This is a genomic window from Roseovarius spongiae (assembly GCF_003651245.1).
In the GTDB taxonomy this organism is placed as follows: domain Bacteria; phylum Pseudomonadota; class Alphaproteobacteria; order Rhodobacterales; family Rhodobacteraceae; genus Roseovarius; species Roseovarius spongiae.
The window spans coordinates 12,830-38,533 of record NZ_RAPE01000008.1 but is presented as its reverse complement, the minus strand read 5'-3'; the positions used below and the strand labels follow the sequence as shown (position 1 = coordinate 38,533).

General features: G+C 63.6%; 24 protein-coding genes. 13 read left to right on the top strand and 11 right to left on the bottom strand.

Translation table 11 applies throughout. The features are described from left to right. Window positions 1-405 precede the first annotated feature (405 nt). From D6850_RS18165 to D6850_RS19345, 3 genes are all read right to left on the bottom strand, one after another. The gene (locus D6850_RS18165; protein WP_121169039.1) at window positions 406-1,080 is read right to left on the bottom strand and encodes a hypothetical protein; all 675 of its coding nucleotides are present in this window, start codon (window positions 1,078-1,080) and stop codon (window positions 406-408) included. A gap of 53 nt (window positions 1,081-1,133) precedes the next feature. Beyond that, the gene (locus D6850_RS18160) at window positions 1,134-1,679 is read right to left on the bottom strand and encodes a hypothetical protein (protein WP_121169038.1); all 546 of its coding nucleotides are present in this window, start codon (window positions 1,677-1,679) and stop codon (window positions 1,134-1,136) included. Window positions 1,680-1,844: 165 nt separating this feature from the next. Continuing rightward, window positions 1,845-2,039, bottom strand: coding sequence for a hypothetical protein (locus D6850_RS19345; protein WP_147438932.1), 195 nt, complete (start codon window positions 2,037-2,039; stop codon window positions 1,845-1,847). 411 nt (window positions 2,040-2,450) lie between these two features. Between D6850_RS19345 and D6850_RS18155 the strand changes: the two genes are divergently transcribed. Beyond that, window positions 2,451-2,831 carry a hypothetical protein gene (locus D6850_RS18155; RefSeq protein ID WP_121169037.1) on the top strand — a complete coding sequence of 127 codons (381 nt, stop codon included), beginning with the start codon at window positions 2,451-2,453 and terminating at the stop codon, window positions 2,829-2,831. A gap of 221 nt (window positions 2,832-3,052) precedes the next feature. On the opposite strand, the gene D6850_RS18150 is transcribed toward D6850_RS18155, so the two are convergent. Further along, window positions 3,053-3,721, bottom strand: coding sequence for a VPLPA-CTERM sorting domain-containing protein (locus D6850_RS18150; protein WP_166434127.1), 669 nt, complete (start codon window positions 3,719-3,721; stop codon window positions 3,053-3,055). 384 nt (window positions 3,722-4,105) lie between these two features. Here D6850_RS18150 and D6850_RS18145 point away from each other — a divergent pair, with 384 nt between their 5' ends. The 4 genes from D6850_RS18145 to D6850_RS18130 all read left to right on the top strand — a co-directional run bounded on the left by D6850_RS18145 (window position 4,106) and on the right by D6850_RS18130 (window position 8,570). Beyond that, on the top strand, window positions 4,106-5,746 hold the full coding sequence (locus D6850_RS18145; RefSeq protein ID WP_147438931.1) for a hypothetical protein: 1,641 nt from the start codon (window positions 4,106-4,108) through the stop codon (window positions 5,744-5,746). A 236-nt stretch (window positions 5,747-5,982) separates the two neighbouring features. Beyond that, a complete protein-coding gene (locus D6850_RS18140) occupies window positions 5,983-6,681 on the top strand; it encodes a VPLPA-CTERM sorting domain-containing protein (protein WP_245964258.1) in 699 nt (232 codons plus the stop codon). Window positions 6,682-6,961: 280 nt separating this feature from the next. Continuing rightward, window positions 6,962-7,675: a VPLPA-CTERM sorting domain-containing protein gene (locus D6850_RS18135; RefSeq protein ID WP_121169034.1), complete on the top strand. Its 714-nt coding sequence runs from the start codon at window positions 6,962-6,964 to the stop codon at window positions 7,673-7,675. 310 nt (window positions 7,676-7,985) lie between these two features. Continuing rightward, complete coding sequence (locus D6850_RS18130; protein WP_121169033.1) at window positions 7,986-8,570, top strand: VPLPA-CTERM sorting domain-containing protein; 585 nt, start codon at window positions 7,986-7,988, stop codon at window positions 8,568-8,570. Between the two features lie 60 nt (window positions 8,571-8,630). Here D6850_RS18130 and D6850_RS18125 read toward each other — a convergent pair whose 3' ends face one another. From D6850_RS18125 to D6850_RS18110, 4 genes are read right to left on the bottom strand one after another with little or no spacing between them, the layout of a single operon-like run. Further along, complete coding sequence (locus D6850_RS18125) at window positions 8,631-9,491, bottom strand: glycosyltransferase family 2 protein (RefSeq protein ID WP_121169032.1); 861 nt, start codon at window positions 9,489-9,491, stop codon at window positions 8,631-8,633. A gap of 12 nt (window positions 9,492-9,503) precedes the next feature. Beyond that, on the bottom strand, window positions 9,504-10,316 hold the full coding sequence (locus D6850_RS18120) for a tyrosine-protein kinase family protein (protein ID WP_121169031.1): 813 nt from the start codon (window positions 10,314-10,316) through the stop codon (window positions 9,504-9,506). Between the two features lie 30 nt (window positions 10,317-10,346). Continuing rightward, a complete protein-coding gene (locus D6850_RS18115; protein WP_121169030.1) occupies window positions 10,347-11,906 on the bottom strand; it encodes a GumC family protein in 1,560 nt (519 codons plus the stop codon). Beyond that, window positions 11,903-12,760 carry an ExeA family protein gene (locus tag D6850_RS18110; protein WP_245964257.1) on the bottom strand — a complete coding sequence of 286 codons (858 nt, stop codon included), beginning with the start codon at window positions 12,758-12,760 and terminating at the stop codon, window positions 11,903-11,905. Before D6850_RS18110 ends, D6850_RS18115 begins: the two co-directional genes overlap by 4 nt. 519 nt (window positions 12,761-13,279) lie before the next feature. On the opposite strand from D6850_RS18110, the gene D6850_RS18105 reads away from it, so the two are divergent. The 8 genes from D6850_RS18105 (at window position 13,280) to D6850_RS18070 (ending at window position 23,408) form a co-directional block, all read left to right on the top strand. After that, window positions 13,280-13,960: a sugar transferase gene (locus D6850_RS18105; RefSeq protein WP_121169028.1), complete on the top strand. Its 681-nt coding sequence runs from the start codon at window positions 13,280-13,282 to the stop codon at window positions 13,958-13,960. Between the two features lie 122 nt (window positions 13,961-14,082). Next, a complete protein-coding gene (locus D6850_RS18100) occupies window positions 14,083-16,530 on the top strand; it encodes a tetratricopeptide repeat protein (protein ID WP_121169027.1) in 2,448 nt (815 codons plus the stop codon). Between the two features lie 150 nt (window positions 16,531-16,680). Then, window positions 16,681-17,256, top strand: coding sequence for a polysaccharide biosynthesis/export family protein (locus tag D6850_RS18095; RefSeq protein ID WP_245964256.1), 576 nt, complete (start codon window positions 16,681-16,683; stop codon window positions 17,254-17,256). A gap of 10 nt (window positions 17,257-17,266) precedes the next feature. After that, window positions 17,267-18,676, top strand: coding sequence for a hypothetical protein (locus D6850_RS18090; RefSeq protein WP_147438930.1), 1,410 nt, complete (start codon window positions 17,267-17,269; stop codon window positions 18,674-18,676). A gap of 164 nt (window positions 18,677-18,840) precedes the next feature. After that, window positions 18,841-20,436: a VPLPA-CTERM-specific exosortase XrtD gene (gene xrtD / locus D6850_RS18085; RefSeq protein ID WP_121169024.1), complete on the top strand. Its 1,596-nt coding sequence runs from the start codon at window positions 18,841-18,843 to the stop codon at window positions 20,434-20,436. Between the two features lie 121 nt (window positions 20,437-20,557). Next, window positions 20,558-21,406: a class I SAM-dependent methyltransferase gene (locus tag D6850_RS18080; protein ID WP_121169023.1), complete on the top strand. Its 849-nt coding sequence runs from the start codon at window positions 20,558-20,560 to the stop codon at window positions 21,404-21,406. 288 nt (window positions 21,407-21,694) lie between these two features. Beyond that, window positions 21,695-22,648 carry a hypothetical protein gene (locus tag D6850_RS18075; RefSeq protein ID WP_121169022.1) on the top strand — a complete coding sequence of 318 codons (954 nt, stop codon included), beginning with the start codon at window positions 21,695-21,697 and terminating at the stop codon, window positions 22,646-22,648. A 109-nt stretch (window positions 22,649-22,757) separates the two neighbouring features. Beyond that, a complete protein-coding gene (locus tag D6850_RS18070; RefSeq protein ID WP_121169021.1) occupies window positions 22,758-23,408 on the top strand; it encodes a rhomboid family intramembrane serine protease in 651 nt (216 codons plus the stop codon). Window positions 23,409-23,416: 8 nt separating this feature from the next. Here the strand turns inward: D6850_RS18070 and D6850_RS18065 are convergent, their stop codons facing one another. The 3 genes from D6850_RS18065 to D6850_RS18055 form a co-directional block, all read right to left on the bottom strand. Beyond that, window positions 23,417-23,923, bottom strand: coding sequence for a glycosyltransferase (locus D6850_RS18065; RefSeq protein WP_166434125.1), 507 nt, complete (start codon window positions 23,921-23,923; stop codon window positions 23,417-23,419). Beyond that, a complete protein-coding gene (locus D6850_RS18060) occupies window positions 23,920-24,402 on the bottom strand; it encodes a glycosyltransferase family protein (RefSeq protein ID WP_121169019.1) in 483 nt (160 codons plus the stop codon). Before D6850_RS18060 ends, D6850_RS18065 begins: the two co-directional genes overlap by 4 nt. Before the next feature lie 106 nt (window positions 24,403-24,508). Further along, entirely contained in the window at window positions 24,509-25,657 is a 1,149-nt protein-coding gene (locus D6850_RS18055; protein ID WP_121169086.1) for a polysaccharide pyruvyl transferase family protein, read from the bottom strand. Window positions 25,658-25,704: the final 47 nt, after the last annotated feature.

The following is a 25,704-nucleotide window of genomic DNA, read 5'->3' as shown; positions in this document are numbered from 1 at the left end:
GGCGTTTCGTCCGGCGCGTCCACGACAAGACGCGCCGGGCCGAAAGGCCCCCCGAACCCTGACTTTGAGGCGATATTTTGTGTAGTCCCGCACCCCAGGCGCGAGAGCACCGCTGCCGCCCGTGCCCGCGCCAGTGAGGATGGGCAGGGTGTCCCCGAGCAGAAGATCCGGGCGCTCTACGATCGCCGCGAACCCTCATGCGCAAGGCGGGTCTACGGTCGGGCCGGGAAAGGCATGGCTTTCGATAATTCCCGGCTCATTACGGCGCCGCGTCTTCGCCGCCGAGTGCGGGGTATAGGCCATGCCCATTCTGCCGGGTTGGATCCTTTGGCGACGTGCTGTGCCGGGGCCCTGGCGGTCAGCCCGCCAGAGCCAGGTCGATGGGAGATTCGGGGACGTGAACGCTCAGGCCCGTTCGCGCGACAACAAAAGGTCTGCCATCTCCGGCCTTTGCTCGAACAGGTGAGGGGTGGCCAGGATCATCTGAACCCAGGCCAGCAGGTCGAGGATTTCCGAGCCCGAAACGTCCAGGCGCCGGCGCCTGGCCTCGAAAGTCTTGAGCAGCGCGATGACGCCAACCCGCAGATGCGCCTTTTCGGGAGCGGGGCCTTCATACGGCCCAAGGTCCGCGCAACCCCGCCAGAAGGCGGCACCGAGCGTGTCGATGGCTTCGTGCAGGACACGGGACACGCGCTGCTCGTAGGACAGATGATCGCGCAGCAGGCCCCGACGGGCATAATTGCCGGTCAGCGCTTCGCCCAGATACATGCAGAAATCATTCATGGACTCCGGGTCCGAAGCGCCGAACGTGGCGATGATCTTGCCGAGCCGGTCAGCCAGACTGATGATTTCGGAAGGCGCGAGGCCGCAGGAGCCGTTGAGAAAGTCGGACATGATGTCTCCTTTTTTCGAGAGGGTGGACATCGCCTGTCGGTGGCGATGCGGCGCCCGGCGGGCGCCTGCGCAGAACATTGGATCTTTCTGATCGGCCCGGAAAAACGCTGGCGCGGAAAAAAGCGCATCTTCCAGCTTTTCTCCGCGCCGGCGGGGGGTGAAGAACGCTTTGCCCTCCCGGCGCATGCCGGGAGGGCCGCCGCACAGGGTGAGGCATGTCATCGCCCCGGGATGCGGGCTCACATGGCCGCGGGGTCATGGCCGCTCCCGTCCGTCAGCGCCTTCAGGAGCGCGAACCTTTCGTGCATACTCGCACAGGGAAGCCGGGCGAGCATGAGAGCCCGTCCGAGCAGGTCGTCGATCGGCCGGCCGTCCCGGTCCTGGAAAGACAGGCCGCTGAAGGCCGCTTTTGCAATCTTTTGCGTGGCGGCGGCGGGAAGACGAATGCAGCAGATCTCCGGGCTGTCCGCCCGGATCTCATCGCGCTCCACCTCGACGAGTCCCCAGTGCGCCGCGCCGCGCTCGAGAGTGACGCAGGTGGTGATCACCCGTCGGCCGGTCTTGGCGTAGGTCTTTCCGGGGCCGGCAGGTCTATGGATGATCACTGCGCCCTTGAGCGACGTTCTGCTCGCGCCGCGACGCAGGAGTTCCGCTTCGGCGTCCATCGCAATTCTCGCGACCTCGGTCATGCTGGTGATCGTGTGTGCGGTCGCGCGGCCGTTCACCTGGCGCAGAACCTCATCGATGCGGTCGGTATTGCTGTCATGGAGGAGGATTTTCTTCACGGTCTTCTACCTTTCATGGAAGTGCGCGCGCTCGTTGCGGGCGCAGGGGGGGTGGACGGAGCGGTGAACCGAAGACGGCCATCGCTCGCTTGAGGGAGATCGGTTCATTGCCGGCTGCAGAAAAACGATCGGCGCAGAATCGTGATTTCCCGCCGGGGCCGGGTTTCATCCTGACCGGGGAAATGCCGCGCCGTTCCCCGGTCCCGAAAAAGGTGGGTGCGACGCGCCGCCGACGGAAAATCCCGGGGCGGCGTGGCCGCGGAATTTCTGCGTCATTCCACGGAGCTTTTGCGTCATCTCGCGGAATTCCTGCGTCAAATGGCCGGGTTTTTGCGTCAAATGGCGGAATTCCTGCGACATGGCTCTCGCAACCATCTGAAAACGCGCGGCGAATCCGCCCCCGAATCATGGAATCTTGGAATCCCCTGAAAGAGCCCGTAGTCGGGCGGAGTCCGGGGGGTTTTCAGTGGAACGTCGCAGATCGGGCGGCCCCGGGTTCCGTCTGCAAGGCTCTCCGCCGCCCCTCGTTGCGCGGTGCCGGCGTATTGCATCGCGTCACCCCGTTTCCGGCACGGCTATCCTGCGCCGACATCCCCACGAGCGACTGTCGGAACAGGGATTGCGCATGGGGCGCGCGATCCCTTCCGGCCACCCGCGCGAATGGGAAGAACAAATTTCGCCTCACCGCTTTGGCCGCGCCGCCCATCGACCAAGGTTCTGGTCAGGCCCCGGTGTTCCCGGCGCCGCACCACCAACCGAAAGGACGCCCTCATGACGCAGACGACCACCCCCCTTCCCGCAGCGGACAGCCCGGACGGAGAGGCCAACCTCCTCGATTTCGTGATCGCAGCCCTTCAGGCCACGGGGCGCATTCCGGCGCCCCGGCCGCGCACCGGCCTGCCGGAGCATCTCAACCTTGATACGATCAGGGGCCTCCATGTCGCGCCGCAGGGCGGCGGATGGGGGGCGAATGTCGTCTTCGACGCTCCGGCGGGTCTGCCGAATACGCTTGGAACCCCGGACGCGCATCCCTGCCCGACCCCGCTCGACGGCTTCCTGCTCGGCGCCGTGATCGTCTGCGAGGTTCTCACCGGATCGCGCAAGCTGCCTTTCCTGGTCGTCGGTGACCGGCTGATTTGCGCGGCACGGTAAGGCGCTGATGATCGCCCCCGGCCCCGTTCGAGAGGCACGCGTTAGCAGCGCGGGGCGCGACCGGTTTCCGGGCCCTGAAAGCCAAGGCGCCATGGCATGCGTCAGCTATCTGGTGAGAGCGCGCGCCATGCCGTTTGGCGATCCGACACGTAGCTGATTTATTCCGCCGTTGGCCGATTAAGTAAGACAGGAATTCGCGCCGCTGGAGCGATGCTGGTATCTCAAGCTTTACGGCGACGCTGAAAGACTAGCCCCGTCAACCCGGCCAAAAGCAGGAACCCGGACGCAGGCAGCGGCACAGCGGATACCGGAGTATATTCATAGCGAAGAGTGGCCGTGCCGCTTACAAACAGGCCATCCCCCACAGTCCGGAAAAAGACCTGACGGTCAGCAGGCGCGTTGTAGGCGTCGATATAGGGAAGTATCCAGAGCTCCCTGTCGGATACCGACGCCGTTTTTTCAAAATAACTGTTATTTCCGTAGCTTAGTGTGCCGACAAGTTGTTTGTCTGAAGTGGTGGATCCGGAGACATGTACTGCTTCGCGCACTCTATTATCTGCAATCGTGTCCCTGAGTTGGTAGACGATCGTGCCGTCGGTATATTTCGGATAGCCAGACTGTGAAGTATCGTTGTAATAGCCAAGAGCGATGCCGCCATCGAACGTCAGATCAAAGCTAAGCGTCACGGACTCAAGCGTCCCCAGCGATGTGTCGAAACGATCCACGGTCTGAGTGTGCAAGTCGACAGTTGCATAGGTGGAGTTGGAGCGCGGTATGATTTGGCTATTGATCGAAAAACTCTGATCCAAGGTGGCCGCCGCCGCCGGGGCGCCTAATGCCAAAAGTGCCGAAAAAATTGCTAACGCTTTAATATATAGTCTGAAAATCATTCTGTCCTCCGGTAATTCATTCCCGTTTACACCGACATTAAAACCACTCCTAGGTGCCTGCCGTTCGACGACAGGTTCACCTGATCTTGCATGCCGGTCAAGTGTTTCCGGGCGCGGGCAATGTCGGCGTCTGCCGAAACATCTGATCTTGGCTGGTCTGACCTCACGGCTCGCTTGATGTCCGCATCCTATGGGTGATCCATGAAACATGCCCTTTCCAGCAAACCGCTACGTGACTTATATAATGCGGCTGTCAGGATGGTGCGGGCGACGGATTGCCCGGAGACTGTGCGATACTTGCAGACCAGGAAGTCGAACACCGGCCCGGGATCGCCTAAGATCGCGAACACAGGCCGACCGAAAGACGAGATGCGGAATGCGTTGATGTCCCCTTTGCTTACCCGACGCAAACTGCTTGGATATCTGGCCGGGCTGGGGCTGTGGCCCGGGGCGGCGGCTGCCCGGGAGGCGGGCCGGGCCGGGGGCGATCCGATCGAGGCGGTGGATGGCGGGATCCTGCTGCATCGCTCTGCGCTGACGCGCCTCCTGCCGGGGCGGCGGCTTCTGGCGCGGGTGCGGATTCCCCGGACCAGCGCGCCGGTGCTTGGGCCGGGCGCGCGCACGGCGGGGCATCGGCTGCTCTGGCGACTGGTCTTCGAGGGGCGCGCGGCGGGCAATCACGGCGATCTCTACGAGAACCGCGACCGCGGGCATTCCCGGCTGCCCGCCGAGGCGCATCCGCAGCTCACCCACGTGGCCTATGACGCCGAGATGCGCGAAGCGGGGCTCGATTACGGGCTCGCCGGGCCGGTGATCTTCGACGCCCCGCTGATCGGCAATTCCTCCACCGCCGTGAAGCACGGGCCGCTCTGGCGCTCTCTGCCGCGCATGGCGCTGACCCGCGAGGACGGGCCGGTGAGCCTGTACCAGAACTACGTGGCCGGGCAGATCCACGTCTATCCCGAACACCGCGACCACGACCCGGAGCATGGCGACCTCATCCCGGCCAACACGCCGTTCTTCCTGGTCTCGCAGGGCTCTTCCGGATCGGACCAGCCGCACCTGGAGGCGCTCTCCGTGATCCTCGCGGCCCTGCGCCCCGAGACCAAGACGTTCCTGCGCGACAACCAGCTCCTGGCGCCGACCGTGCAGATGATCTTTCGCCGCTGCCTCGCGCCGGTGCTGAGCCGGGAGAGCTATCTTTCCGGGCTGGCGCACCCGTCGGTCATGCCGGGCGACCAGATCAACCTGATGCGGATGGTGGGGCTCGCCAACGCGCTGACCCCGGAGACCACGCCGCCGATGGTGCGGCTCGCGGTGCTGTCGGAGACGCCCGCCACCGAGGGGCGGGACTATTTCGGCGAGGGGCTGAACGAGCGGCTCTTCGATACGCCCGCGGCCGTCGCCCGGCTCTGGCGCAGCCATGTCGCGCGGCGCAGCATGGTGGTTTCGGTCGAGGCCACGCGCGATCCCATGGGGCGCGCGCCGGATTTTGCCTGGCGGCTTTTGCGGGGCGATCCCGCGCGCACCAGGGTCGAGCCGCTGGACGGGCGCGGGCTGCGGGCGCGCATCACGCTTGATTGGCAATTGCCGCGCCCGGCGCCGGGGCGCCCCGACATCCGTTCGAACCGGGTCGATATCGGCGTTTTCGCCCGCAACGGCGACTATGACAGCATGCCGGGGCTGATCTCGTTTCTCCTGCCGCAGCACGAGACGCGCCGCTACGGCGCCGGGCCCGATGGCGCGCTGCGCATCGAGAGCCGCGATTTCCGGGCGCCGGAGGGGGTCTATGCCGACCCGGCGCTCTTTCCGCGGGCCGAGTGGCGCGACGTCTACCGCTACGACGGGTCCGGCATGCTGCTGGGCTGGGAGCGGCAGGGCGCAGCGGGCGGGATGCGCTTTGACGCCGCCGGACGGATGATGACCGCGGACGGCCCGCGGCCCGTGCGCCACGTGGTTGAGCGCCCCGAGGGCGAGGCCCCGCGCATCCGTCTGCAGAGGGCACCGGACAGCGCCGCGGACTGAGGTGATTCGCGGGCCTGCGGGCGTGACGGCGCAGGGCATTGTTTCGGCTTTGGCGACGATTGGCGCTTCGGCTTCGCAAGAGCGGTTGAGTGCGCGACAGTCGTGACGGCCAGAGGTTGAAATGAGCCCTCAAGGGGTATTCGTGTTGAAAAAAGAAGGCTTTTCGATATCATGTTAACGAATTTTCTGTGTCAAAAAGAAGGTAATGGGGGGAATTGATTTCCATGTTTCACAAAATGAAAACCACAAGCCTGGCGGTTGCAGCCGCACTGTCGTTCGCGGCGGCGGGCGCTTCGGCAAGCCCGATCGATCTGACGTATATGGGGACGACCGCGAGTAACCCCAAGAACGTTAAGGTAACCACCACGAGCACGACTCCGGACGTTACCGTCACCGGGGGCGCCTACGGCTTCAGGATGCGGGAGGATGCGTCCGACCCGCTGACGGAATTCCTTGCCTGGTGCCTTGATATCGAAAGCACGCTCGGGACCGGTTCCGCGTATGAATACGAGATCACGACCTCGCCCTTCAGCAACAGCCATGGCCTCGACGCCGGGCAGCTTGGCCGCGTGGCGGATGTGTTCGACGCGAATTACGGCACGCTTGACGACACTGACGGCATTCAGGCCGCAGGCTTCCAGGTGGCGCTATGGAACGCGCTCTACGATACCGATACAGATGCCGGAAATGGTGCTTTCAAGGTGCTGTCCGCGGCGGCCGGCATCGTCACCCAGGCCAATGCGTATCTGACGGCGGCCGCAGGGTATACCGGCGGCAAGCAGTTCAACCTGACCTTCTACGAGAGCACGGAAACGAACCCGAAGCGTCAGAACCTCGTTTCGGCCACGCCGGTGCCGCTGCCGGCGGCCGGGTTCCTGCTCCTGGGCGGTCTGGGCGGCCTTGTCGCCCTGCGTCGGCGCAAGCGCGCCGCCTGAGACCGGCTCCGCGAACAACATGGAAACGGGCGCAGGGTGCGGCCGTTTCCATGTGAAACACGAAGACGACTCGTCTCGGGAATCCGGTTCGGTAATAGCCAAAGCCGGGATTGAAAATTGATACCGACCATAAAGTTTGCAATCCACGATTGCGAAACGAAAAGAAATGCAACCCGATCAAGACCGAATTGTAGCGGTCTTTTAAAACCTTATCTCCGGGAAGATAAAACTGGTGTATAAGGGTAGAATTAAGAACGAGTCGTTTCTGGGGAGATTTGACATGAAATTTGGATTCAAAGTTACCGGCCTGGCGACGGCGGCGCTTTTCGCGGGCGCTGTTGTCGGGCTGTCGCCGCTGCCGGCTGCGGCGTCAACCGTTTCGATAACCGTGATTGCCGCCTCGGGGGATGGGTCGGGCGCGCTGGCGAACACCTCCGACGTCTATGCGCCGGGCTATGGCGCGTTTCTTCCAAGTGGCGCGTCCTGGACATCAGTGCCAGGCGCCTATGTGGTCACGCCGCCGCCAGGGAGTGATTCCGGGGTCTACCGTTCGCCATGGGACGAGACTCCCCGTGAGGACTTAAACTCTTATTTCGCGGTCGGCCCGAATACCCAGCCGAACCCGGTGAAGCTGTCGTTCTCAAGCGGTCAGTCCGCGCTCGATATTCTCTGGGGATCTGTCGATAGCTACAACACGCTGGCGTTCAGCGCCATCGCCAACGGCGCGGATGTCAGCATCACGGGTAGCGACGTAGCGACTGCAATCGGTGGTGATTGTGGGTCGCCCGCCAACTTCGGATGCACAGCTCTGCTCAGGATCACCATCAACGACGATAACGGGGCTGCCACCACGTTCGGGACCGCTTCGTTCTCGAGCGGAAGCCAGGCGTTCGAATTCGCGCTTGCCCCGGTGCCGCTGCCGGCGGCCGGGTTCTTGCTTCTGGGCGGCCTGGGCGGTCTTGTCGCCATGCGTCGGCGCAAGCGCGCCGCCTGAGACCGGCCCCGCGAACCACGCGAAAAGCACGGAAACGGGCGCGTCTGCGGCCGTTTCTCCTCTCTGCACCAGGCCTGAGCCGATTCGCGGCTGCCTGTTTCCGCCATCGAAACAGTTTTGGCGAACGACCGGGATTGGCGCGGATGCTGGAAAATATGGCGCGCGACTCTCGCGAAGGTTGAGTTGAGCCGCTTCCACTCATCCCGATTAAGGCTGAAATGTGGCGAAAATCAGAAGTTTCTGTTTTCAGACTGGCCCGATTGGTGTATGGTTAACGCAACGATATGTATCCTGTAGGGGGAGAGTTGAGATGAGTTTTATGAGAAATATCTTGAGCAAGAGCGCCGTGGGCGCACTGGCGGTTGGCGCAGCAATGTTTGTATTTGCTGGTGATTCCGCAGAGGCTGCCACGATCCAAATGAATACTGGGGTTGGTCTTTCTGGGTCGGGCGCAAATGTCGATGGCCCCTTCAACGTAACGCTCCCTAATATATACAGGTTTGAGAACGACGATTTCGCGGGCGCAGATGCAGGCGGCGCATTTTTCGGTTTTGAGTTCACGGCAGACGACTTGCCGCAGCCGGTGAATGCAACAGTCACACTCAATCTCTTGGGCGAGTTTACCAACTTTGAAGCCGTTTGGTCTGACGACAATGTTATTGATGCTGGTGATACGGCACTGATTGTTGACCCAGTGGGAACCTTGGGCGTTGTCGATCAAAATGTGCTTTTCACGAGTGTTCCACAATGGCTTCTTGTATCCTACGACTCGGTTGCAAATGACGGTGTTTTTGACCTTCGCGTATCTGCTGTCCCGCTGCCCGCCGGTGGTCTGCTGCTGCTGACCGCGCTTGGTGGCGTGGCTGCGCTGCGCCGCAAGCGCAAAGCCGCGTAACCGATCACGCATCCGAATTTCGAAAAGGGCCGCCTCAGCGCGGCCCTTTTCCGTTACGCCTCAGATTTCCCGCCCGACCGCCTGCCGCAGCATCCACACCATGCGCGTAAACCGCAGGCGGATGAGCGTGAGGGCGGCGCGCCAGCGCTCGCGCGGGCCTGAAAGCGCCGGGCTGCGCAGGACCCGGGGCAGATGCGCAAGGATGCTCACCGGCATCATCAGCCCCTTGAGCGCCCATTTCAGCCGCGCGCCCGCGCCGCCCCCGGTCTGGCCGAACATTTCCTGCGTGATGCGCCGCCACTTGCCCCTGAGCGCGGGCCAGTCCCGCCGCGAGGGATGCCCGACGCGCAGCCCGTCCTCGTAGATCAGCCGGTAGCCCCTGGCGGTGGCGCGGAACGACCAGTCGCGATCCTCGGACACCCCGCCGCGAAACGGTCCCACGTCCTCGAACACGTCGCGGCGGGTGATCAGGTTGCCGGTGCCGGAAAACCCCTGCACCTCGATGTAGTGGCGGAAATCGAAGGCGAAGACCGCCTCGAACGCCTCGGCCCCGCTGCGCGGCGGCGGGGTTTCGTCGAACACCTCGACCCGGCCCCCGACAAGGTCGGCCCGGTCCGCGACCGCGCGGCCCACGCGCACCCAGTCGGGGGCGGCCACGCAGTCGGCGTCGATGAACATCAGCCGCGGCGCGGTCGTCTCGCGCACGCCGCGATTGCGGGCGGCGGCGGCGCCTTTCTCGGGCTCGGTGACGAAGCGCACATCGGGAAAGCCGGCCCGCACCCCGTCGAGCGGCCGGGTCGAGCCGTTATCGACGACGATAACCTCGCACCCGGCCAGATCATTCGCCGTGAGCGCCGCAAGGCAGCGCTCCAGCCGCACCACGTCGTTGTAATGCGGAATGATGATCGCGATGTCCGGCATCAGCGCGGGGTATCAATAATAATCATACCCCTCGGCCTCGCTCGCGTAGCGGCTCTTGTTGAGCACGATCCCCATCACGTTGGTCAGCTCCGCCACCTGGCGCTCGGCCTGGTCGATCCGGCTCATGGAGGTGGATTCCGCCTCGGCGATGATCACCGCGCAGTCGACGTTCTGCAGAAAGGCGATGTTGTCGTCGCTGGCGTTGAGCGGCGAGAGGTCGAAGAACGTCAGATCGGGCGCATATTCCCGCTCGATCCCGTCCAGCGCGTCGCGCGCCGCGTGGCTCAGGAGCAGTTCAGACGGGTTGGGCGCGGGCCCGTTGTTGAGGCCGAAGCCCACCCGCTCGCCCAGGCGCAGCCCGTGCTCGGCAAAGCGCACATGCCCCTCGAGTATCTCGGCCATGGAGTGATCGGGTTTCTGCGCCAGGATCTTCTGCAATGCGGGGCGGCGCAGATCGAGATCGAGGCAGATCACGCGCATGTCGCGCTGCCGCTCGAAGCTGAAGGCGAGATTGGCCAGCGTGGTGGTTTTCCCGGCCCCGCTATCGGGAGAGACGATCGCGATCCGTTTCCATTCGTTGACCTGGCTCTGGTGGATGATCTTGGTGCGCAAAAGGTCGTAGGGCGCGGCGTCGCGGCCGCTCTCGGCGGCGACCACGCGGGTCCGCCTGAGCTCGGCGCGGTTGAGCCTGAAAGGGGCGAGGGAAGCCCATGCCTCTTCGAGCGATTGATTGGCCGGGGGCGGCGCGGCATGTTGCGTGCGCGTCGCGCTGCCCTGCTGGCGCTGCGCGCGGGCCTTGGCCAGGGCTTCCTGAATGCGTTCCATGTCAAGCGCTCCTGATATGTCGTCCGGCGGTCACCAGCGGACCCCGATCTTGTTCATGACCCGATCCGCGAGAAGGTCGAGTGGCAGATAATGAAGATGGACCGCGTAGACCGCGGCGGGAAGCCCCACGAGGATCGCCAGGTAGATCGTGACCCTGGCCAGCCGCTTCCAGAGGATCTCGGAGCGGCTGCGCATGTAGGGGATGGTCGCCAGCGGGCGCACGCCGATGCGCTTGATGATGTCCTCGGGGCGTCGGGCCGTGTGGTTGAGCAGTTCGAGCAGCACGACAAAGGCGATGCCGGCGGCGATGCCCAGGACCATGCCGCCGCCCGCGATCAGGATCCGGTTCGGTTTCGTGGGCTGGTCGGGCGTCGCGGGGGGCTCGATGATCGAGATCCTCTGACCGCGCGAAAGCGACTCGATCCGCTCGCCGGTGCTCGCCTGGGCCAGGCGGTCGACGGCCGTGTTGTACTGTTGCTCGATATTGGCGTAGGCCCGCGTCAGTTCATCGAGGGCCACGGTATTGCCCGGGGTTTTCGCCAGCGACTCCGACAGGGCCTTGAGCCGCTCTTCGGTATTGCCGCGCTGTTCCTGCAGCATCGAGACGCGCGTGTCGATCTCGCTCAGCTGCAGGTCGAGGGTGGTCGCGCCGGGGCGCCGCTGCGGGGTTTCCTCAGCCGCCTCGGGGGTCTCCTTTGCGGGGGCGTTCGCGAGCCGTTCCTCGGCCTGCGCGATGCGGGCCTTCAGCATCTTCACCCGGGGATTGGTTTCGGAATATATCGACAGGGCCTCGTCGAGCTGAAGCTGAAGATCCTGCAGCCGCTGCTCCTCGGGGGACAATTGGGGGCCGTTCTGCTCCTCGGTCAGCTGTCCGGTGGCCTCGAAGATGTCGATCAGCCGGGAGCGTTGATTGCGCAGGGTGGCGATGTCCCGGTCGATCTGGCGCACCTGCTCCTGCAGCGTGGCCTGCTGGTCCAGCCGGTATTGAAGGCTTTCCGGCAGGGCGCCGGAATTCTCGGTCTTGAACTCCAGGATGCGCGCGCTCTGCTCATCGAGATCCCGGCCCAGCCGCTCGACCTCCTGCTGGAAGAACTCCAGCGTGTTGCCGGCCCGCGTCGTGCGGAATTCGGCGTTCTGGCGCTCGATCAGGGTCAGGTATTCGTTGAGCACCCCGGCGGCGATCCGGGGGCTGCGCGCCTCGAAGCTGATCGTCATGATCGGGGTCGGGTTGCGGCCTCCCGCCTTGCGAATGACCGTGCGGGCGCGCATCGCGTCGACGATTTCGTCGGCGGTCATCTTCCGGATATCCTTGAACACGGCCTGGCTGCGCGCCACGTCCAGCATGTTGGCCCGGGTCATCAGCCGCTGCTCGATGATCTCGAGCTGCTCGGCGAGGCCCACCGTGACCGTCGAGCTGGCCAGCTCCGAGGGGATTTGCGGCCCTTCCAGGAGCAGCCTCGTCTGCGATTCGTAAGCCGGCGGCAGCGTGAAGGCCGCGATCGCCGAAACCGCCGCTATGATCACCGAGATGATCAGGAAATAGTGCAGACGCCTTAAAAAGATGGAGAAATAATACTTCAGTTCGCTCATGTGGCGTCATCCTCTTCCGGGCTCATGGTCGCGGCGAAGAACAGGCCGTCATCGAGCACGCTTTGCAGGGTCTCTTCGGTCACGATCTTCTGTTCCCTGCTCCAGGCGTAGACCATCGCGATATCGCAGAACTGGTTGACCAGCCGCGGCACGCCGCCGGTATGTTCATGAACCATCCGGCAGGCCGTATCGGTGAATTCGCCGCCATTTCCGCCAACCGATTGCAGCCGGTGGCGGATATAATGCGCCACCGTGTCGGCATCCATCGCCGGGATGTGGAAGCTCGCCGCGACCCGCTGGGCGAGCTGTTTCATGTTCGGGCTGCGGATGACGTCGCGCAGCTCGGGCTGCCCCACCAGGATCAGCTGGATCAGCTCGTCCTTGTTGGCGTTGATGTTGGTGAGCATGCGCAGCTCTTCGAGGCCCTCCGCCGACAGGTTCTGCGCTTCGTCGAAGATCAGCACCACGCGCCGGTCGGCGGCATATTCGGCAATCAGGAAATCCTGCAGGATCTGGAATTTCTGCACATAGGTCGAATCGTTGGAGACCTCCACCGAAAGCGCGTTCAGAACCCATTGCAGGAGCTCTCCGCGCCCGCCCTGCGCATTGGAGATCAGCCCGATGGTGATCGTCTCGTCGGTATTCCCGAGCAGATGCTGCACCAGCGTCGTCTTGCCCGAGCCGATCTCGCCGGTGACCACGGTGATGGGCGCGCGGGAGAAGATCCCGTAGTCCAGGATCGTGTAGGCGCTGCGATGCGCCTTGGACCAGTAGAGGAAGGCGGGATCGGGCAGCAGGGTGAAGGGGCGTTCGGACAGACCGAAGAAATCTGCGTAAAGGCTTTCCGGTTTCATGCGCATCTTTCAGAAGACATCCTGCATCCCGCGCCGGAGCGGGGCCCGGGAACGTTGAGCGAGAGATCGTAAAGCATCGGTTTCCACCTCTGGCGTCTGCCCTTTACATCGTATCCGCGCAACAGACAAATTCCTCTCCCTCGCGGCGCGGATGAGAGCATCGGGCGACCCAAACCGCCGGGCCGGGTCGAATCATCCAAGGCCCTGCGAACGATGCCCCTCGCGCGCGCTCCTCTGTTTCGAATGCCGCCACAATCGCTTCGAACTGATCGGGACAGATCTTTCGATCCGCCCGGGGGGAAGGGCCGAAACCCAGTGATTTCAATCTTTTCAGCCGCATGGCTTGAGATTTTGGCGAAATTATGTCTTGTTTGAGGCAGCCTGAGAGTGTTCACTGGTGCCGGGGGGCGTGAACACGGGGGATGAGCATTGTCTGCTCGTCCCTTTCAACGATGTTTATCATATCACTCCGGGTGGTGAGTGCTTGTCTGTGTTTTGTGCGAGTTCAGGGGGAAGATTATGACCTTTCGGGATTATTCCGAAACGGCTGCCAGGGGAAAAGCCATCAGGCCGCAATCCGGTCAGGGCCATCGCGCCGGCTATCGAGACGGGGCGAAACGCTGCCTTGACGTCGCGCTCGTTCTGCTGACGCTGCCGATTTCGCTGCCTCTCATCCTGGGCATGGCTGTCCTGGCGGCGCTCGACGGCGCCCACCCCTTCTATCGTCAGAAGCGCCTCGGGCGTGGCGGCCGCGTCTTTCACATGGTCAAGCTGCGCACCATGGTGCCGGGGGCCGATGCGCTGCTGGAGCGCCATCTGCGCGAGAATCCCGCGGCGCGGCGCGAATGGGATGAAACCCAGAAGCTCAAGCAGGATCCGCGCACCACGCGGATCGGCCGCTTCCTGCGGAAATCCTCGCTTGATGAACTGCCGCAGCTCTGGAACGTGCTCAGGGGGGACATGTCGCTTGTCGGGCCGCGGCCGATGATGGTGGACCAGGAGGCGCTCTATCCGGGCAAGGCCTATTACGAGCTGCGCCCCGGCATCACCGGCCCCTGGCAGATCTCCGAGCGCAACGCGACGAGTTTCGCGGAACGGGCCGGGTTCGACAGCGAATATCTCGCCTCCCTGTCGCTGGCGCGGGATGTCTCGATCCTGCTGCGGACCGTCGGCGTGGTGTTGCGCGGGACCGGCTACTGAGACGCGCCGCACGAGAAGCGAAGTGATTTCCCTCTTGCAGCGGAACTTGTCATGATAGAGGCCAATCAGGCCGGCCCGGCGCACGGATTGCCGCCCCGGAGCAAGGATGCAAGAGTAGCGACATGATCAAACCGACCTTTCTGGCCCTGGCCCTTGCTGGCCTTTTGTCCTTCTGCGACACCGCCGAGGAGCGCGCCGAAAACCATTTCCAATCCGGCATGGGCCTGCTGGAGCAGGGAGACGTGGATCGCGCCCTCGTCGAGTTCCGCAACGTCTTCAAGCTGAACGGCGCGCATCGCGAGGCGCGGTTGCGCTATGCCGAGGCCGAAGCCGCGCGCGGCAATATCCGCGAGGCTTACGGCCAGTATCTGCGCCTGGTCGAGCAATACCCCGACAGCCTGCCCGGCCAGCGCGCCCTGGCCAAGCTCTCGCTCGAGGTCAACGACTGGGAGTCGGCGCGCCGCCATGCGTCGGCCGCGGCGGAGCTGGCCCCGGGGGATCCTCTGGTGCGGGCGGTGAACGCCACCCTCGCCTATCGCGAGGCCCTGACCGGGACGGGGGACGCGCAGGCCCGGCGGGAGGCGGTGACCGAGGCGCAGGCGCTGGTTGAGGAGGATCCCGACCTGATGATCGCGCGCCGGGTGGTGATCGACGATCTCATCCGCAACCAGGACTGGACCGCCGCGCTCTCGGCCATAGACGCCGCCCTGGCGCGGGATCCGGAGGCGCGGGAACTCTACATGATCCGTCTCGGGGTGCTCAACCAGCTGGGCGAGACGGCCGAGATCCGCGCCCAGCTCGAGGAGATGATCGAACGGTTCCCGGACGATCCGAACATGCCGGCCACCCTCGTTCGGTGGTACATCTCCCAGGGCGATGTCGACGCGGCCCAGTCCTTCCTGAAGGAGCGCGCCGACGAGGAGCCGCGCGAGATCGAGGATATCGTCACCTATATCCGGTTCCTCGCCGAGGCGCGGGACAACCGGACGGCGCTTGACGAGCTCAACCGCATACTCGAAGCCGACCCGCCGGCGGCCGAGCGATTGATCGCGCTGCGCGCCGGCTTCCGCTTCGACCTGGGCGAGCGGGACGGCGCGATATCGGAACTGGAGGCGCTGATCGAGGGGATGGAGCCCTCGGACGAACGCCGCAGCATCATGGTCATGCTGGCCCGGATGCTGGAGACGACCGGCAACAATGTCGGCGCGCGCGCCCTCGTCGAGGAGACGCTGCAAGAGGACGAGGGCCAGCCCGAGGCGCTCAAGATGCGCGCGCGCTGGCTGATCGAGAGCGACCGCACCGACGAGGCGATCGTCGCGTTGCGCTCGGTCCTTGGCGAAAGCCCCAATGACGCCGATGCGATGACGCTGATGGCGCAGGCCCATGAACGCGCGGGCAACCGCGATCTCATGGCCGACATGCTGAGTCGCGCGGTCGAGGCCTCGGGCAAGGCGCCCGGGGAATCCCTGCGCTATGCCCGCTACCTGATCAGCCAGGACAACCTGCGCACGGCGGAAACCGTCCTGATCAACGCGCTGCGTCTGGCGTCCGGCAATGTCGGGCTCCTGAACGCCCTGGGCGCGGTCTACCTGGGCGAGCAGGACTGGCCCCGCCTCACGCAGGTGATCGAGGCCCTGCGCGACCAGGAGGGCGCCGACGCCGAGCGGGCCGCCAACGAACTGACCGCGCGGCAGCTCGCGGCCCGGGAGCAGGACGATGAGTTCATGAGCTTTCTCGACAAGCTCGCGGGGGAGGGCGCCCGCGGCATGGGCGCGGCGGCGACGATCGTGCGGACCCGTCTCGCGCAGGGGGATGTGGAGGGCGCCCGGCAATACGCCCGCGAAACGCTCGAGGCCAACCCCGATGACGCCAACGCGCAGTTCCTGATGGCCTCGGTCCAGGCGGTGACGGGCGAACACGAAGCCGCCGAGACGGCCTTCCGCGAGCTTGCCGACAAGGCCCCGCAGGACGAGCGTTTCTGGCTGGCGCTCTACAACATCACCGCGGCCCAGGGTAAGGCCGAGGCCGCCCGGCAGGCGCTGCGCGACGGGCTTGCGGCGTCGCCGGACAATCTGCGGCTCAACTGGGCGCTGGCCGGCGTTCTCGAGCGCGAAGGCGACGTGGACGGGGCGATCGAAATTTACGAGAGGCTCTACGCCGCCAACAGCAACAATCTCATCATCGCCAACAACCTCGCGAGCCTGCTGGCCGATAACCGCGACGACGCCGAGAGCCTGGACCGGGCGTATGAAATCGCGCGCCGCCTGCGCGACCGCGACGTGCCGGCCTTCCAGGACACCTATGGCTGGATCGCCTTCCGCCGGGGCGACCTCGATTCGGCGCTTTCTGCGCTGGAGCCGGCGGCGGAGGGGCTGCCGAATGATCCCGCGGTGCAGTATCACCTCGCGCGGACCTACGCCGCGAGAGACGAGCCGGCCAAGGCCCTGGCGCAGTTCCGGAAGGTGGTCGGGGCGGTGGGCGAAGGGCCGCGACCCGCGTTCATGGACGAGACCGAGACCGAGATCGAGCGGCTGGAATCGGCCGTCGGGGATGACGCCGCGGAAAACTGACGAAAAACACCTTCAAAGCGCTACAAATCTGCCGCAGCCTTACGCTTTGTTTCTTTGGCGTATTCTGCCGGCCCGGCAGATGCTGTAAGTTCGACGGGAAAAACGGAACAGAGGCACGAGATGATCAGATTTCTAACAGCGCTTCTGCTCATGGCGGGGCTGGCCGGAGCGGCCGCAGCGCAGAGCAATTATCGTATTCAACCCGGCGACACCCTGCAGATCGAGGTTCTGGAAGATTCCAATCTCAATCGCGGTGTCCTGGTCCTGCCGGACGGCTCGATCAGCTTTCCGCTGGCCGGCAGCGTCAAGGCGGGCGGACGTTCGGTCGACGCCGTGGCCAGCACGCTGGCCTCGAAGATGGCCAGCAATTTCGCGGTGGAGCCGACCGTGCTCGTCTCCGTGGCGGCGTTGGGACCGCGGCGGGGGCGCGTCAAGGCCGAGCCGAACCTGATGAATGTCTATATTCTCGGCGAGGCCAATGAGCCGGGCCGCAAGGAAGTCCTGCCCGGCACGACGCTTCTGCAATTCCTCGCCGAGGCGGGAGGGCTGTCGCGATTCGCCGCCGAGAAGCGCATCCAGCTGCGCCGGGTCGACCCCAAGAGCGGACGGGAGACGGTCTATCCCTTCAACTTTCGCACCATGGGTGGAAGCGGCAGCATCAGCGGCACGACCGTGCTCGCCCCGGGCGACGTGATCGTTGTGCCGGAGCGGCGCCTCTTCGAATAAGGCCGGGGTCTTGAGACGCGCACAATGTCTGATCGGCGCCGGATGCCTGTCCGTGCTCTTTCTGGGCACGGCGCCGATTCGCGCGCAGCAGGACGGCGGCCCCGAGGAGGGCGGGCCGGTCCTGACCTTCGGGATCAGTTCCACGCTCAGCGCGACGGATAATTACAACCTCGACCCGAACAACGGCGAAAGCGCGACGCTCTTCGACAGCCGCCTGTCGTTCGGCTATGTGAACCGGCGCGCGAATGACGCGCTCAGCCTCGACCTGAGCGGGGTGCTGCGCGCCAATGAGCCGCCGGGAGGCAGCAACACGTTCGACGACCGCCGCGCGCGCATCGGCTATGAGCGGCAGGGGGTGAACAGCGCCCTGAGCTTCGGGGCCGACTACAGCCTTTCCTCGGTGGCTGCGCGTGATCCCTTCGATGACGGCTTCTTCGATGACGACCTGCCGGACGAGACGGATTTCAGCCGGGACCGGGGGGACGAGAAACGGATCTCGGCCCGTTTCGGCTTTGAAACCGGGCTGAACGATCCGATCGGCTTCATCCTGGAAGGGCGCTATCAGGAGCGCAGCTTTACCGGCACGACCGATCCCGATCTTTATGACACGGAAACCTTCAGCGTTTCGGGCACGACCCGTTTCACGCTCAGCCCGCTGACCCAGACGCGGCTGGTTCTGCGCTACGAGGATTACAGCGCCGCCGACGGGCCGCGGACCGACCGGCGGACCAGCAGCGTCAACCTGGGGCTCACGCAGGCGCTGTCGAAGGTGGACACGCTCGACGTATTGATCGGGTTCCAGAAGATCGAGACCGACGAGACCATCGGGGGCCTGCGCCGGAGCGATACGGATACCGGCCTGACCGGAAGCGTCGCCTTCACGCGGGAGCTTGCGCGCGGCACGCTCGGCACGACCTTCGATCTGAGCGAAAGCGTGAACGGGACCACCGCCACCTGGCTCGTCAGCCGCGCCCTGCCCCTGCCGCGCGGCGCGATCGAGGTCAGCCTCGGGGCGGCCAGCGACGTCTCGGACACGATCCGCCCGGTGGGCAGCGTCGAATTCACCCACCAGATGAAGCGCAGCACCCTGACCGCCTCGCTCGAGCGGCAGGTGCAGACCAGCTCGCGCTCGAACGAATTGCGGATCACGCAGGCCTCTCTGGGCTACACCTACGAGATCAATTCGCTGTCGGACCTGGAGTTCTCGGCGAATTTCGCGGAGTTCGCCCGGGCCGGCGGTCCGGCGGTGAACGACACCACCCGCGCCGACCTGCGCGCCGCCTATCACCGCGACCTCACCAGGAACTGGCAGTTCTCCACGGGGTACGAGTATCGCGTCCGCGACGAGGACGGGGTCGGCAGCGCCACGTCGAACCGGGTGTTCCTGACGCTGGAGCGGGACTTCGTCCTGCGCCCGTGAGGCGCGCGCACTATATGCAAGGGCGAAACAGAGTGTTCAGGGCGCTTCATACCCGGCGCCGGGGCATGTTTTGAATCGCTTCGGGACGGGTTTTCCGTTAAGTCGTCCGGGAGGTTGCGCCTGCCCCGCGGGCGCCGTGAAACGGTTGAACGGAGTGTGGTGACATGTCGGCGACGGATCAGGCTGGTTCGGGGTTTTGGGCCCGGTCCTTGAACCCGGCGGGTCTCTTGTGGTTCACGCTGCTTCTGGCGGGCTCGATCCCGATCTTCTGGATCGGGTTCGTTTCGCTGGCGCAGGCCTGGTCCACCGCCGAATACAGCCACGGGCCGCTCATCCCGCTCATTTCGCTCTATCTCTTTTTGCGCGAGATGCGCCGTCTGCCACCCCCCGCGCCGATGGTCCGGGATCGGGGTCCCGGCCTTGTCATTCTCGCCTTCGGGCTTCTGCTGGCCGTCGCCGGCAACCTGACGCGGATTCCCGACATCGTCACCTATGCCTTCATCATCTGGGTGGGCGGCGCGGTGCTGACGATCTTCGGATGGGAGCGGGGCAAGCTGCACCAGCTTGGCGTCGTGCATCTGATCTTCATGCTGCCCCTGCCCCAATTCATCTATCTCAAGATGACCATCTTCCTGCAGACCATCTCTTCGGAGATCGGCGTCTGGTTCGTGGCGCTGATGGGCGTGCCGGTCTACCTCGAGGGCAACGTGATCGATCTCGGCGTCTACAAGCTGCAGGTCGCCGAGGCCTGTTCGGGGCTGCGCTATCTCTTTCCGATCCTGAGCTTTTCCTATCTCTTCGCGATCCTCTATCGCGGGCCGGTGTGGCACAAGGCGGTGCTCCTGCTCGCCGCGGCCCCGCTTACCGTGCTGATGAATTCCTTCCGCATCGGCATGATCGGCGTGCTGGTCAACAGCTACGGGATCGAACAGGCGGAAGGTTTCCTGCATTATTTTGAAGGCTGGGTGATCTTCGGCGCCTGTATCGCGATCCTCTTCATCATGGCGGTGGCGCTCCAGCAGCTGACATCCGATCCCAAGCCGCTGTCGGAGGCCATCGATCTCGACACGACCGGCTTCGGCGCTATCCTCTCCCGCATCACCGGCATCCGCGCATCGCGCGGGCTGGCGGTTGCCGCGCTCCTGACCCTTGGGGTTTCGGTGGGCTGGATGCTGCAGCAGGGCAACGAACCGGCCCCGCTCGATCGCGATCCCTTCACGCTCTATCCGCGACAAATAGACGAGTGGTCCGGTACCTTCTCGATGCTGGATCCGGATATCGAGCGGGTTCTGGGGGCGACCGATTACCTCGCCGCCTCCTATCGCAACCCGTCTGAATCCGCCCCGGTCGAACTGTTCATGGCGTTCTACGAGAAACAGACCGAAGGGGACGGCATCCACTCTCCGGAGGTCTGCCTGCCCTCGGGGGGCTGGGAAATCTACAGTTTCGAGACCAAGACGGTGGACATGTCGGGCACCGGCTACGGCAGGTTCGAGGTAAACCGCGCGGTAATCCAGCAAGGGCTGTCGGAACAGCTGGTCTATTACTGGTTCGAACAGCGCGGCAAGCGCATGACCAACGATTTCAAGGCCAAGATGAGCGTGGTCTACGACAGCCTGATGATCGACCGCACCGACGGCGCTATCGTGCGCTACATCACCCCGATCCTGCAGGACGAGCCCGAGGGCGCCGCCGATGAGCGCCTGCAACGGCTCATGCGTGAAAGCCTGCCCAAGCTGCCGAGGTTCGTGCCGGGGTGAGTGAGAACATCAATCATTGATCTTGTTGTAAACAGCGTAATTAGTTGAAACCCAAAAGCGGCTTCTCAAGAACTGATTTCAGTCGGCGGTAGGTTTATAACTCTCTAGAGGTGTGGTGAAGATGAAGTTTAAGGAATGGGTATCGCAAAAGAGATCGATATTTCTTACGGGTGCTGGGCTTCAAAAGTCGGGGTTCTTCACAAAGTATAAGCACGTCGCGTCTGTGCCGGCTAACTTACCAGATTATGCCGAGGTAGAGGCGTTATTCGAATCAAAGGTCGAAAACTTCTCGAACATATTATCAGAATTTTCTTGCCATATCGGAGATCTGAAAGAAGAAATAGGTGACGGCGCGATTCCGTTTGAAGAAGAGGGAATGTTCCCCCCTGTTGATGTTGTTGTCGCTTATTATATGATTAGGAAGCATCAGCCACAGCGCGTTCTGGAGATTGGCTCCGGAGCCTCTTCCTATGTAATAGCGAGAGCTTTGAAGAAGAATAAGAGCGGAACGTTAACTTGTATTGACCCGGTCCCGCGACGATCGATAGCCGAAACTGGCGCCAACTTCATCCCCAGGGTTCTAAACTATGGCGATATTGACATCATTAACAAATTTTCCAGAAACGATATTTTATTCGTTGACTCCAGCCATATAATGCTCCCGGGTATGGATGTGGATATTCAGTTCAATCGCATGTTCCCGCGTCTTCCTTGTGGTGCCATTGTTCATGTGCACGATATCTTTCTGCCAGAAAATTATCCATTGGAATGGGGGCATCGTAATTATTCTGAGCAGAATGCATTGATCGGCTGGATAATTTCAGGTTTTTTTGAGGTCCTTTTTCCGTCTTTCTACGTTGCTACCCGAATGAGAGATGAATTGCAGAGGCAGCTTGGTGAATTGATGCCCGAAAAACCAGAGCGTAACGCAGGAAGTATCTGGCTGCGGCGAAGCAACATGGTTCCATAACACTGTTACACAAGACGGCTTTTCGCGGCTTTCTCGCTCTTGCTGACGGTGCTTGGCGAGCTTGGCTTTGCACGCTGAAAGTCCGCCCAAACTGCCTGGCTAAGTGAACGGCCTCTCGAAGAAACAGTCCCGCGCCAAGGATATATCGTTGCGGGAGATCTGTCGCATTCGGGCTACGCCTTGTGAAGTTGCACGAAATGGCGAAAATGTGCTGTAATTGCGGCATTTTTGAGGTAACGTTTTCGTTACCACCAGTTTCGGTGTTCTGTAGGAAGGATACGTAGTACGATGACGATCATGCGTTTTGTCGCCACCGGCGCCTTGGTATTGGCCGCCAGCCCCGCGATCTCCAGCACATTGCCGCCCACCGCTCTTTTGGAATCCAGCGGCGTTCTATCCCTCAATAGTGGAAGCGGCTTCGAGGCCAGGGGCGATCTGCGCGCCGAATATCGCGCGCCGCCGCCGAGAGCGCGGCCCTATATCTTCAGCACCAGCCTCAGCTTCGGCACGCTCAACGTGACGCCGGATGTCACGATCACGACGCCCGAGATCGTGATAGTCGACGAAATCTGCTTTGGCTCCCTCTGCTCCCCCGCCATGACGCTGCCGTCGCAAACCATCAATGTCAGCCCCGATGTTCCTCTCCTCGGGCTTGGCACGGTGTTCGAGGGCTCGGTGCGCAGCCCCGATCTGCCGCTGGGCGACGTCTTTGCGTTCGATTACGGCACGCCGCTTCTTGGCGCGCCGCTCAGCTTTGGCGATCTGGTGCAGAACCAGTTCGAGACCGGCGACGCGACGGTCAGCGTCACGGGCGGGGTCGGGCCGTTCAATTCCGTGTTCGATTACGACGGCGAGCTGCAGCCCGGGGGCGATGTGATCCTGGCCGAGTACGCCCTGGGCATCACCGGGCCCGGCATCCTGGGGGATATCGAATCCTTTGCGCTCGACCTGATCAACGACAACACGGATCAGCTGACCGGGCTGGCCTTCGATCTGTTCCTCGGGACCGACCCCTGTGGTGGTTACGGCGTGTTCGAGGCAACCTGCAACGCCCTGCTGGCCGGGCTTGACCCGGACTCGTTCGGGGTGACCGTCAACAGCCTCGGCACGCTCAGCGCCGATTACACGCTGAGCAAGTCGATCGTCCCGGTGCCGCTTCCCGCCGCTCTGCCCCTGATGGCCGGCGGGCTTGGGCTTCTGGGTCTGATGGGCTGGCGTCGTCGCCGTGACGTCGTGGCCTGACCACAGGTCAGCGCCGTGATCCTGGCGAGGCGGCCTTTCGGGGCCGCCTTTTTCCATTCCACCTCCCCTTTGGCTTGAGATTCCCGCCTCGCTCGCGCATCCAGTAAGAATGGAAATCCGCCCCCCCTTGCCTGCGCGTCGCGCGTTTCTCGCCAGTCATTGGGTGTTGCTCGCCATCCTCGCGATCTGTGTCACTGTCGAAGCCGTGCTGCAGGGGGCCGATTTCGGTCTTTGGGGCTCGCCGCGCTGGCGGGGGCTGGCCTATCAGTATGGCGGCTTCTGGCGCGGGCTTCTGGACAACTGGCGGCCCAACTACGCGGCGCAGCCCGTGGTGATGTTCGCCAGCTACGGTTTTCTGCACGGGGGCTTCACCCATCTTCTGGTCAACATGATCACGCTGGTCTCACTGGGGCGGCTGGTGATCGAACGCGTGGGGCAGTGGCGTTTCGCCGTGATCTATGCGCTTTCGCTGCTGGGCGGGGCCGCCGGCTTTGCGGCGCTCTCCGACGCCGTGCAGCCGATGGTGGGGGCGTCCGGCGCGCTCTTCGGTCTGGCGGGCGTGCTCACGAGCTGGGAATATACCGCGCGCCGCCTGATGCGCGAGGGGATGGGGCCGGTGCTGCGGGTGATCGCCCTGCTCATCGGGCTCAACATCGTCATGTACTGGGCCATGGGCGGCAACCTCGCCTGGGAGACCCACCTGGGGGGCTTCCTGGCCGGCTGGGCCGCGGGGTGGCTGATACGGGTGCGCGACGTATAGACCTGCCGTCATTTCTCCGTGGAAAGAATGAACGCGCGCAACCTGTCGGAGAAGTCGGCGGCGGCGAAGGGGTCGATCGTGGCGATCTGCAGGGACTCGCCTTCCGCCAGGGCCCTGTCGAGGCAACCGGCCAGATCATGTTCGTCGCGCGCCTTGTGAAGGCCTGGATGGGCTCCCAGTCTTTCGACCGTTGCAAGCTGGTGGTCGCTCCTGTGCTCCCCGTATTTCACCTGCCGCGGCATGATGCAGATCTGTTTGCCCCGCGTCAGGGCGGTCAGGATCGTTCCCATCCCGGCATGCGAAACGATCAGGCGGGCTTTTTCGAAGATCTCGGCGTATTCCGCCGGCGACAGGCGCGTCCTGGTCTCGAAGTTTCGCGGCCGGTACGGCGCCTCGGGCGGGGACAGGACCTGTCCGAAAATCTCGCAGCCCGGCTGCGCGGCCTCCGCCCATGCATCCACGGCCCTGACCAGCCGGTCAAAGGGGAGTTGCGTGCCGGTCGTCAGGAAGATCACAGAACTCTCCCCATGAAATGCGGCCCGTCGGATTGGGCCAGATGTTCCCACTGCGTGAGCCACAGATCGGCATACTTGCGCACTTCCTTGCCGGATTTCGACAGCTTCTCGGCGTTGGCCATGCTGTCGACCCAGATGGTTCGCGCCTTGATGAGCTTGCCGAACCGGAGGGCGAAGTAACCGGGCGCGGCGCCCGTGGTGATGATCACATCGGGGCGGTGCCGGAGCACGGCGAAAAGCACTTCGAAAAGCTGACGGGCGAGGCGTGCCTTCTCAGTCAGATTCGCATCCGTGACCGATATGAATTTCGGCGACGGGGCGCCCTCGTCCCGGGCCATGGTTTTCACGATGTCGCAAAGGCCGGGCTCGGTGGTCATGTAGACGACGTCCAACCCGTCCCAGGCCTTGCGCAGCCGCATCAACTGCACCCAATGTCCCCCGGCGGACGCCACGACCATGAGTTTCGGGGGTGACCGCATGTCGGTACTTCCTCGGATGACAATACTCGCAATAAACGACATATATTACAATCTGCCGGGAACGGCCCGACAAGAACCAAACTCATGGCAATTTTTGACGCCGACATCAACTCTTGTTGTTCAGCTTCTCCATCAGATCGCCAAGCGCCGCCTCGTATCGGGCCAGTTTCTCCAGCCCGGTCCCAAGCGCCGCCTTCTGCGCCTGCGCCAGCTCCGAGCGGCGCTCAAAGGCGTCGAAGATGCGCGCCAGGATATCTTCGGCGCTCTGGGTGGTGCAGTCCACGGTCTCGTCATAGCCCAAGGCCCCGAAGAGCCCCGCGAATTTGCGGCTATAGGCCATCGGCACCACAGGCGTCCCCGAGGAGAAGGCCGCGACACAGGCATGCATCCTTGCGCCCACGAAGAAATCCATGCCCGCAATATAGCTCTTGGCCTCCGAGGGCGAGGTGAAGGCCGGAGCGACCGTGACGGAGGGGAATTCCTCGCTCAGCCTGACGCTCGCGGCGTAGTCATCCTCGAGACTGTCGTGCGTCCATGAGATCACATGTGGCACGAGATGTATCTCGCATGGCTCGGGGTGATCCTCGAAACGTTGCAGGATGTCGCGCATCAGTTGCGGATAATCCATCTTGAGCCCGAACATGTTGTTGCGGGTATAGCCGCCGCTCATCAGCAGGCCGGAAACGTTGACGCCGATCCTGACAGGCCCGCCCTCAGGCCGCGCGGGGGGCGGCTCGTAAGGCAGGCGCAGCGCCACGTCGGAGGCCTCGATGATCTCTCCCTTGATGCCCATGTCGCGCAGGCAGGCGGTGGACAGGCTGTCTCTCGTGGTGGCGATGGCGCTGAGCCGGATGGTCTGACGGGCGAGGAAGGTCGAGAGCCTGCGCCTGAACGGGCCAAACGTCTGGGGGGCGAGCACGAGCGGCCGGCGCGCCAGATGCGTCAGATATTTCATCAGGAACATCTGCGTGAGGCGGCGCCGGCCATAGATATCGGCGAAACTGTCCCCGCCGCCGATATCGATCACCATGTCGCTGTCGCGTATGGCGCGGAAGAAATCCAGCGGCTTGCGCAGGGGGCGGGTTGTCCGGATCGAGACATCCTCGCCGGTGACGTAGGGGGGGCGTTCGGAGATGCTGTCGATGACCTTGATGCGGATGGGGATGCCGCGCGCCTTGGCGATCCGCCGCAGGATCGCGACTTCCGACACGCTCAGCGCCCCGACGCCCATGTTGTCGTTGCTGGCGGAATGCATGATCAAGGCGATCGTGAGCACAAAGACATCCTGAAAAGACCGGAGAA

Excerpts from the sequence above, each read along its gene's own strand:
- D6850_RS18060 (WP_121169019.1), bottom strand. The coding sequence starts at position 24,402 with ATGCGGTCACCCCCGAAACTCATGGTCGTGGCGTCCGCCGGGGGACAT.
- D6850_RS18070 (WP_121169021.1), top strand. The coding sequence starts at position 22,758 with ATGGAAATCCGCCCCCCCTTGCCTGCGCGTCGCGCGTTTCTCGCCAGT.
- D6850_RS18145 (WP_147438931.1), top strand. The coding sequence starts at position 4,106 with ATGTCCCCTTTGCTTACCCGACGCAAACTGCTTGGATATCTGGCCGGG.
- D6850_RS18115 (WP_121169030.1), bottom strand. The coding sequence starts at position 11,906 with ATGAGCGAACTGAAGTATTATTTCTCCATCTTTTTAAGGCGTCTGCAC.
- D6850_RS18130 (WP_121169033.1), top strand. The coding sequence starts at position 7,986 with ATGAGTTTTATGAGAAATATCTTGAGCAAGAGCGCCGTGGGCGCACTG.
- D6850_RS18155 (WP_121169037.1), top strand. The coding sequence starts at position 2,451 with ATGACGCAGACGACCACCCCCCTTCCCGCAGCGGACAGCCCGGACGGA.
- xrtD (WP_121169024.1), top strand. The coding sequence starts at position 18,841 with ATGTCGGCGACGGATCAGGCTGGTTCGGGGTTTTGGGCCCGGTCCTTG.
- D6850_RS18120 (WP_121169031.1), bottom strand. The coding sequence starts at position 10,316 with ATGGAACGCATTCAGGAAGCCCTGGCCAAGGCCCGCGCGCAGCGCCAG.
- D6850_RS18125 (WP_121169032.1), bottom strand. The coding sequence starts at position 9,491 with ATGCCGGACATCGCGATCATCATTCCGCATTACAACGACGTGGTGCGG.
- D6850_RS18095 (WP_245964256.1), top strand. The coding sequence starts at position 16,681 with ATGGCGGGGCTGGCCGGAGCGGCCGCAGCGCAGAGCAATTATCGTATT.
- D6850_RS18140 (WP_245964258.1), top strand. The coding sequence starts at position 5,983 with ATGAAAACCACAAGCCTGGCGGTTGCAGCCGCACTGTCGTTCGCGGCG.
- D6850_RS18150 (WP_166434127.1), bottom strand. The coding sequence starts at position 3,721 with ATGATTTTCAGACTATATATTAAAGCGTTAGCAATTTTTTCGGCACTT.
- D6850_RS18110 (WP_245964257.1), bottom strand. The coding sequence starts at position 12,760 with ATGAAACCGGAAAGCCTTTACGCAGATTTCTTCGGTCTGTCCGAACGC.
- D6850_RS18055 (WP_121169086.1), bottom strand. The coding sequence starts at position 25,657 with ATGCATTCCGCCAGCAACGACAACATGGGCGTCGGGGCGCTGAGCGTG.
- D6850_RS18075 (WP_121169022.1), top strand. The coding sequence starts at position 21,695 with ATGACGATCATGCGTTTTGTCGCCACCGGCGCCTTGGTATTGGCCGCC.
- D6850_RS18100 (WP_121169027.1), top strand. The coding sequence starts at position 14,083 with ATGATCAAACCGACCTTTCTGGCCCTGGCCCTTGCTGGCCTTTTGTCC.
- D6850_RS18165 (WP_121169039.1), bottom strand. The coding sequence starts at position 1,080 with ATGCGCCGGGAGGGCAAAGCGTTCTTCACCCCCCGCCGGCGCGGAGAA.
- D6850_RS19345 (WP_147438932.1), bottom strand. The coding sequence starts at position 2,039 with ATGTCGCAGGAATTCCGCCATTTGACGCAAAAACCCGGCCATTTGACG.
- D6850_RS18135 (WP_121169034.1), top strand. The coding sequence starts at position 6,962 with ATGAAATTTGGATTCAAAGTTACCGGCCTGGCGACGGCGGCGCTTTTC.
- D6850_RS18105 (WP_121169028.1), top strand. The coding sequence starts at position 13,280 with ATGACCTTTCGGGATTATTCCGAAACGGCTGCCAGGGGAAAAGCCATC.
- D6850_RS18080 (WP_121169023.1), top strand. The coding sequence starts at position 20,558 with ATGAAGTTTAAGGAATGGGTATCGCAAAAGAGATCGATATTTCTTACG.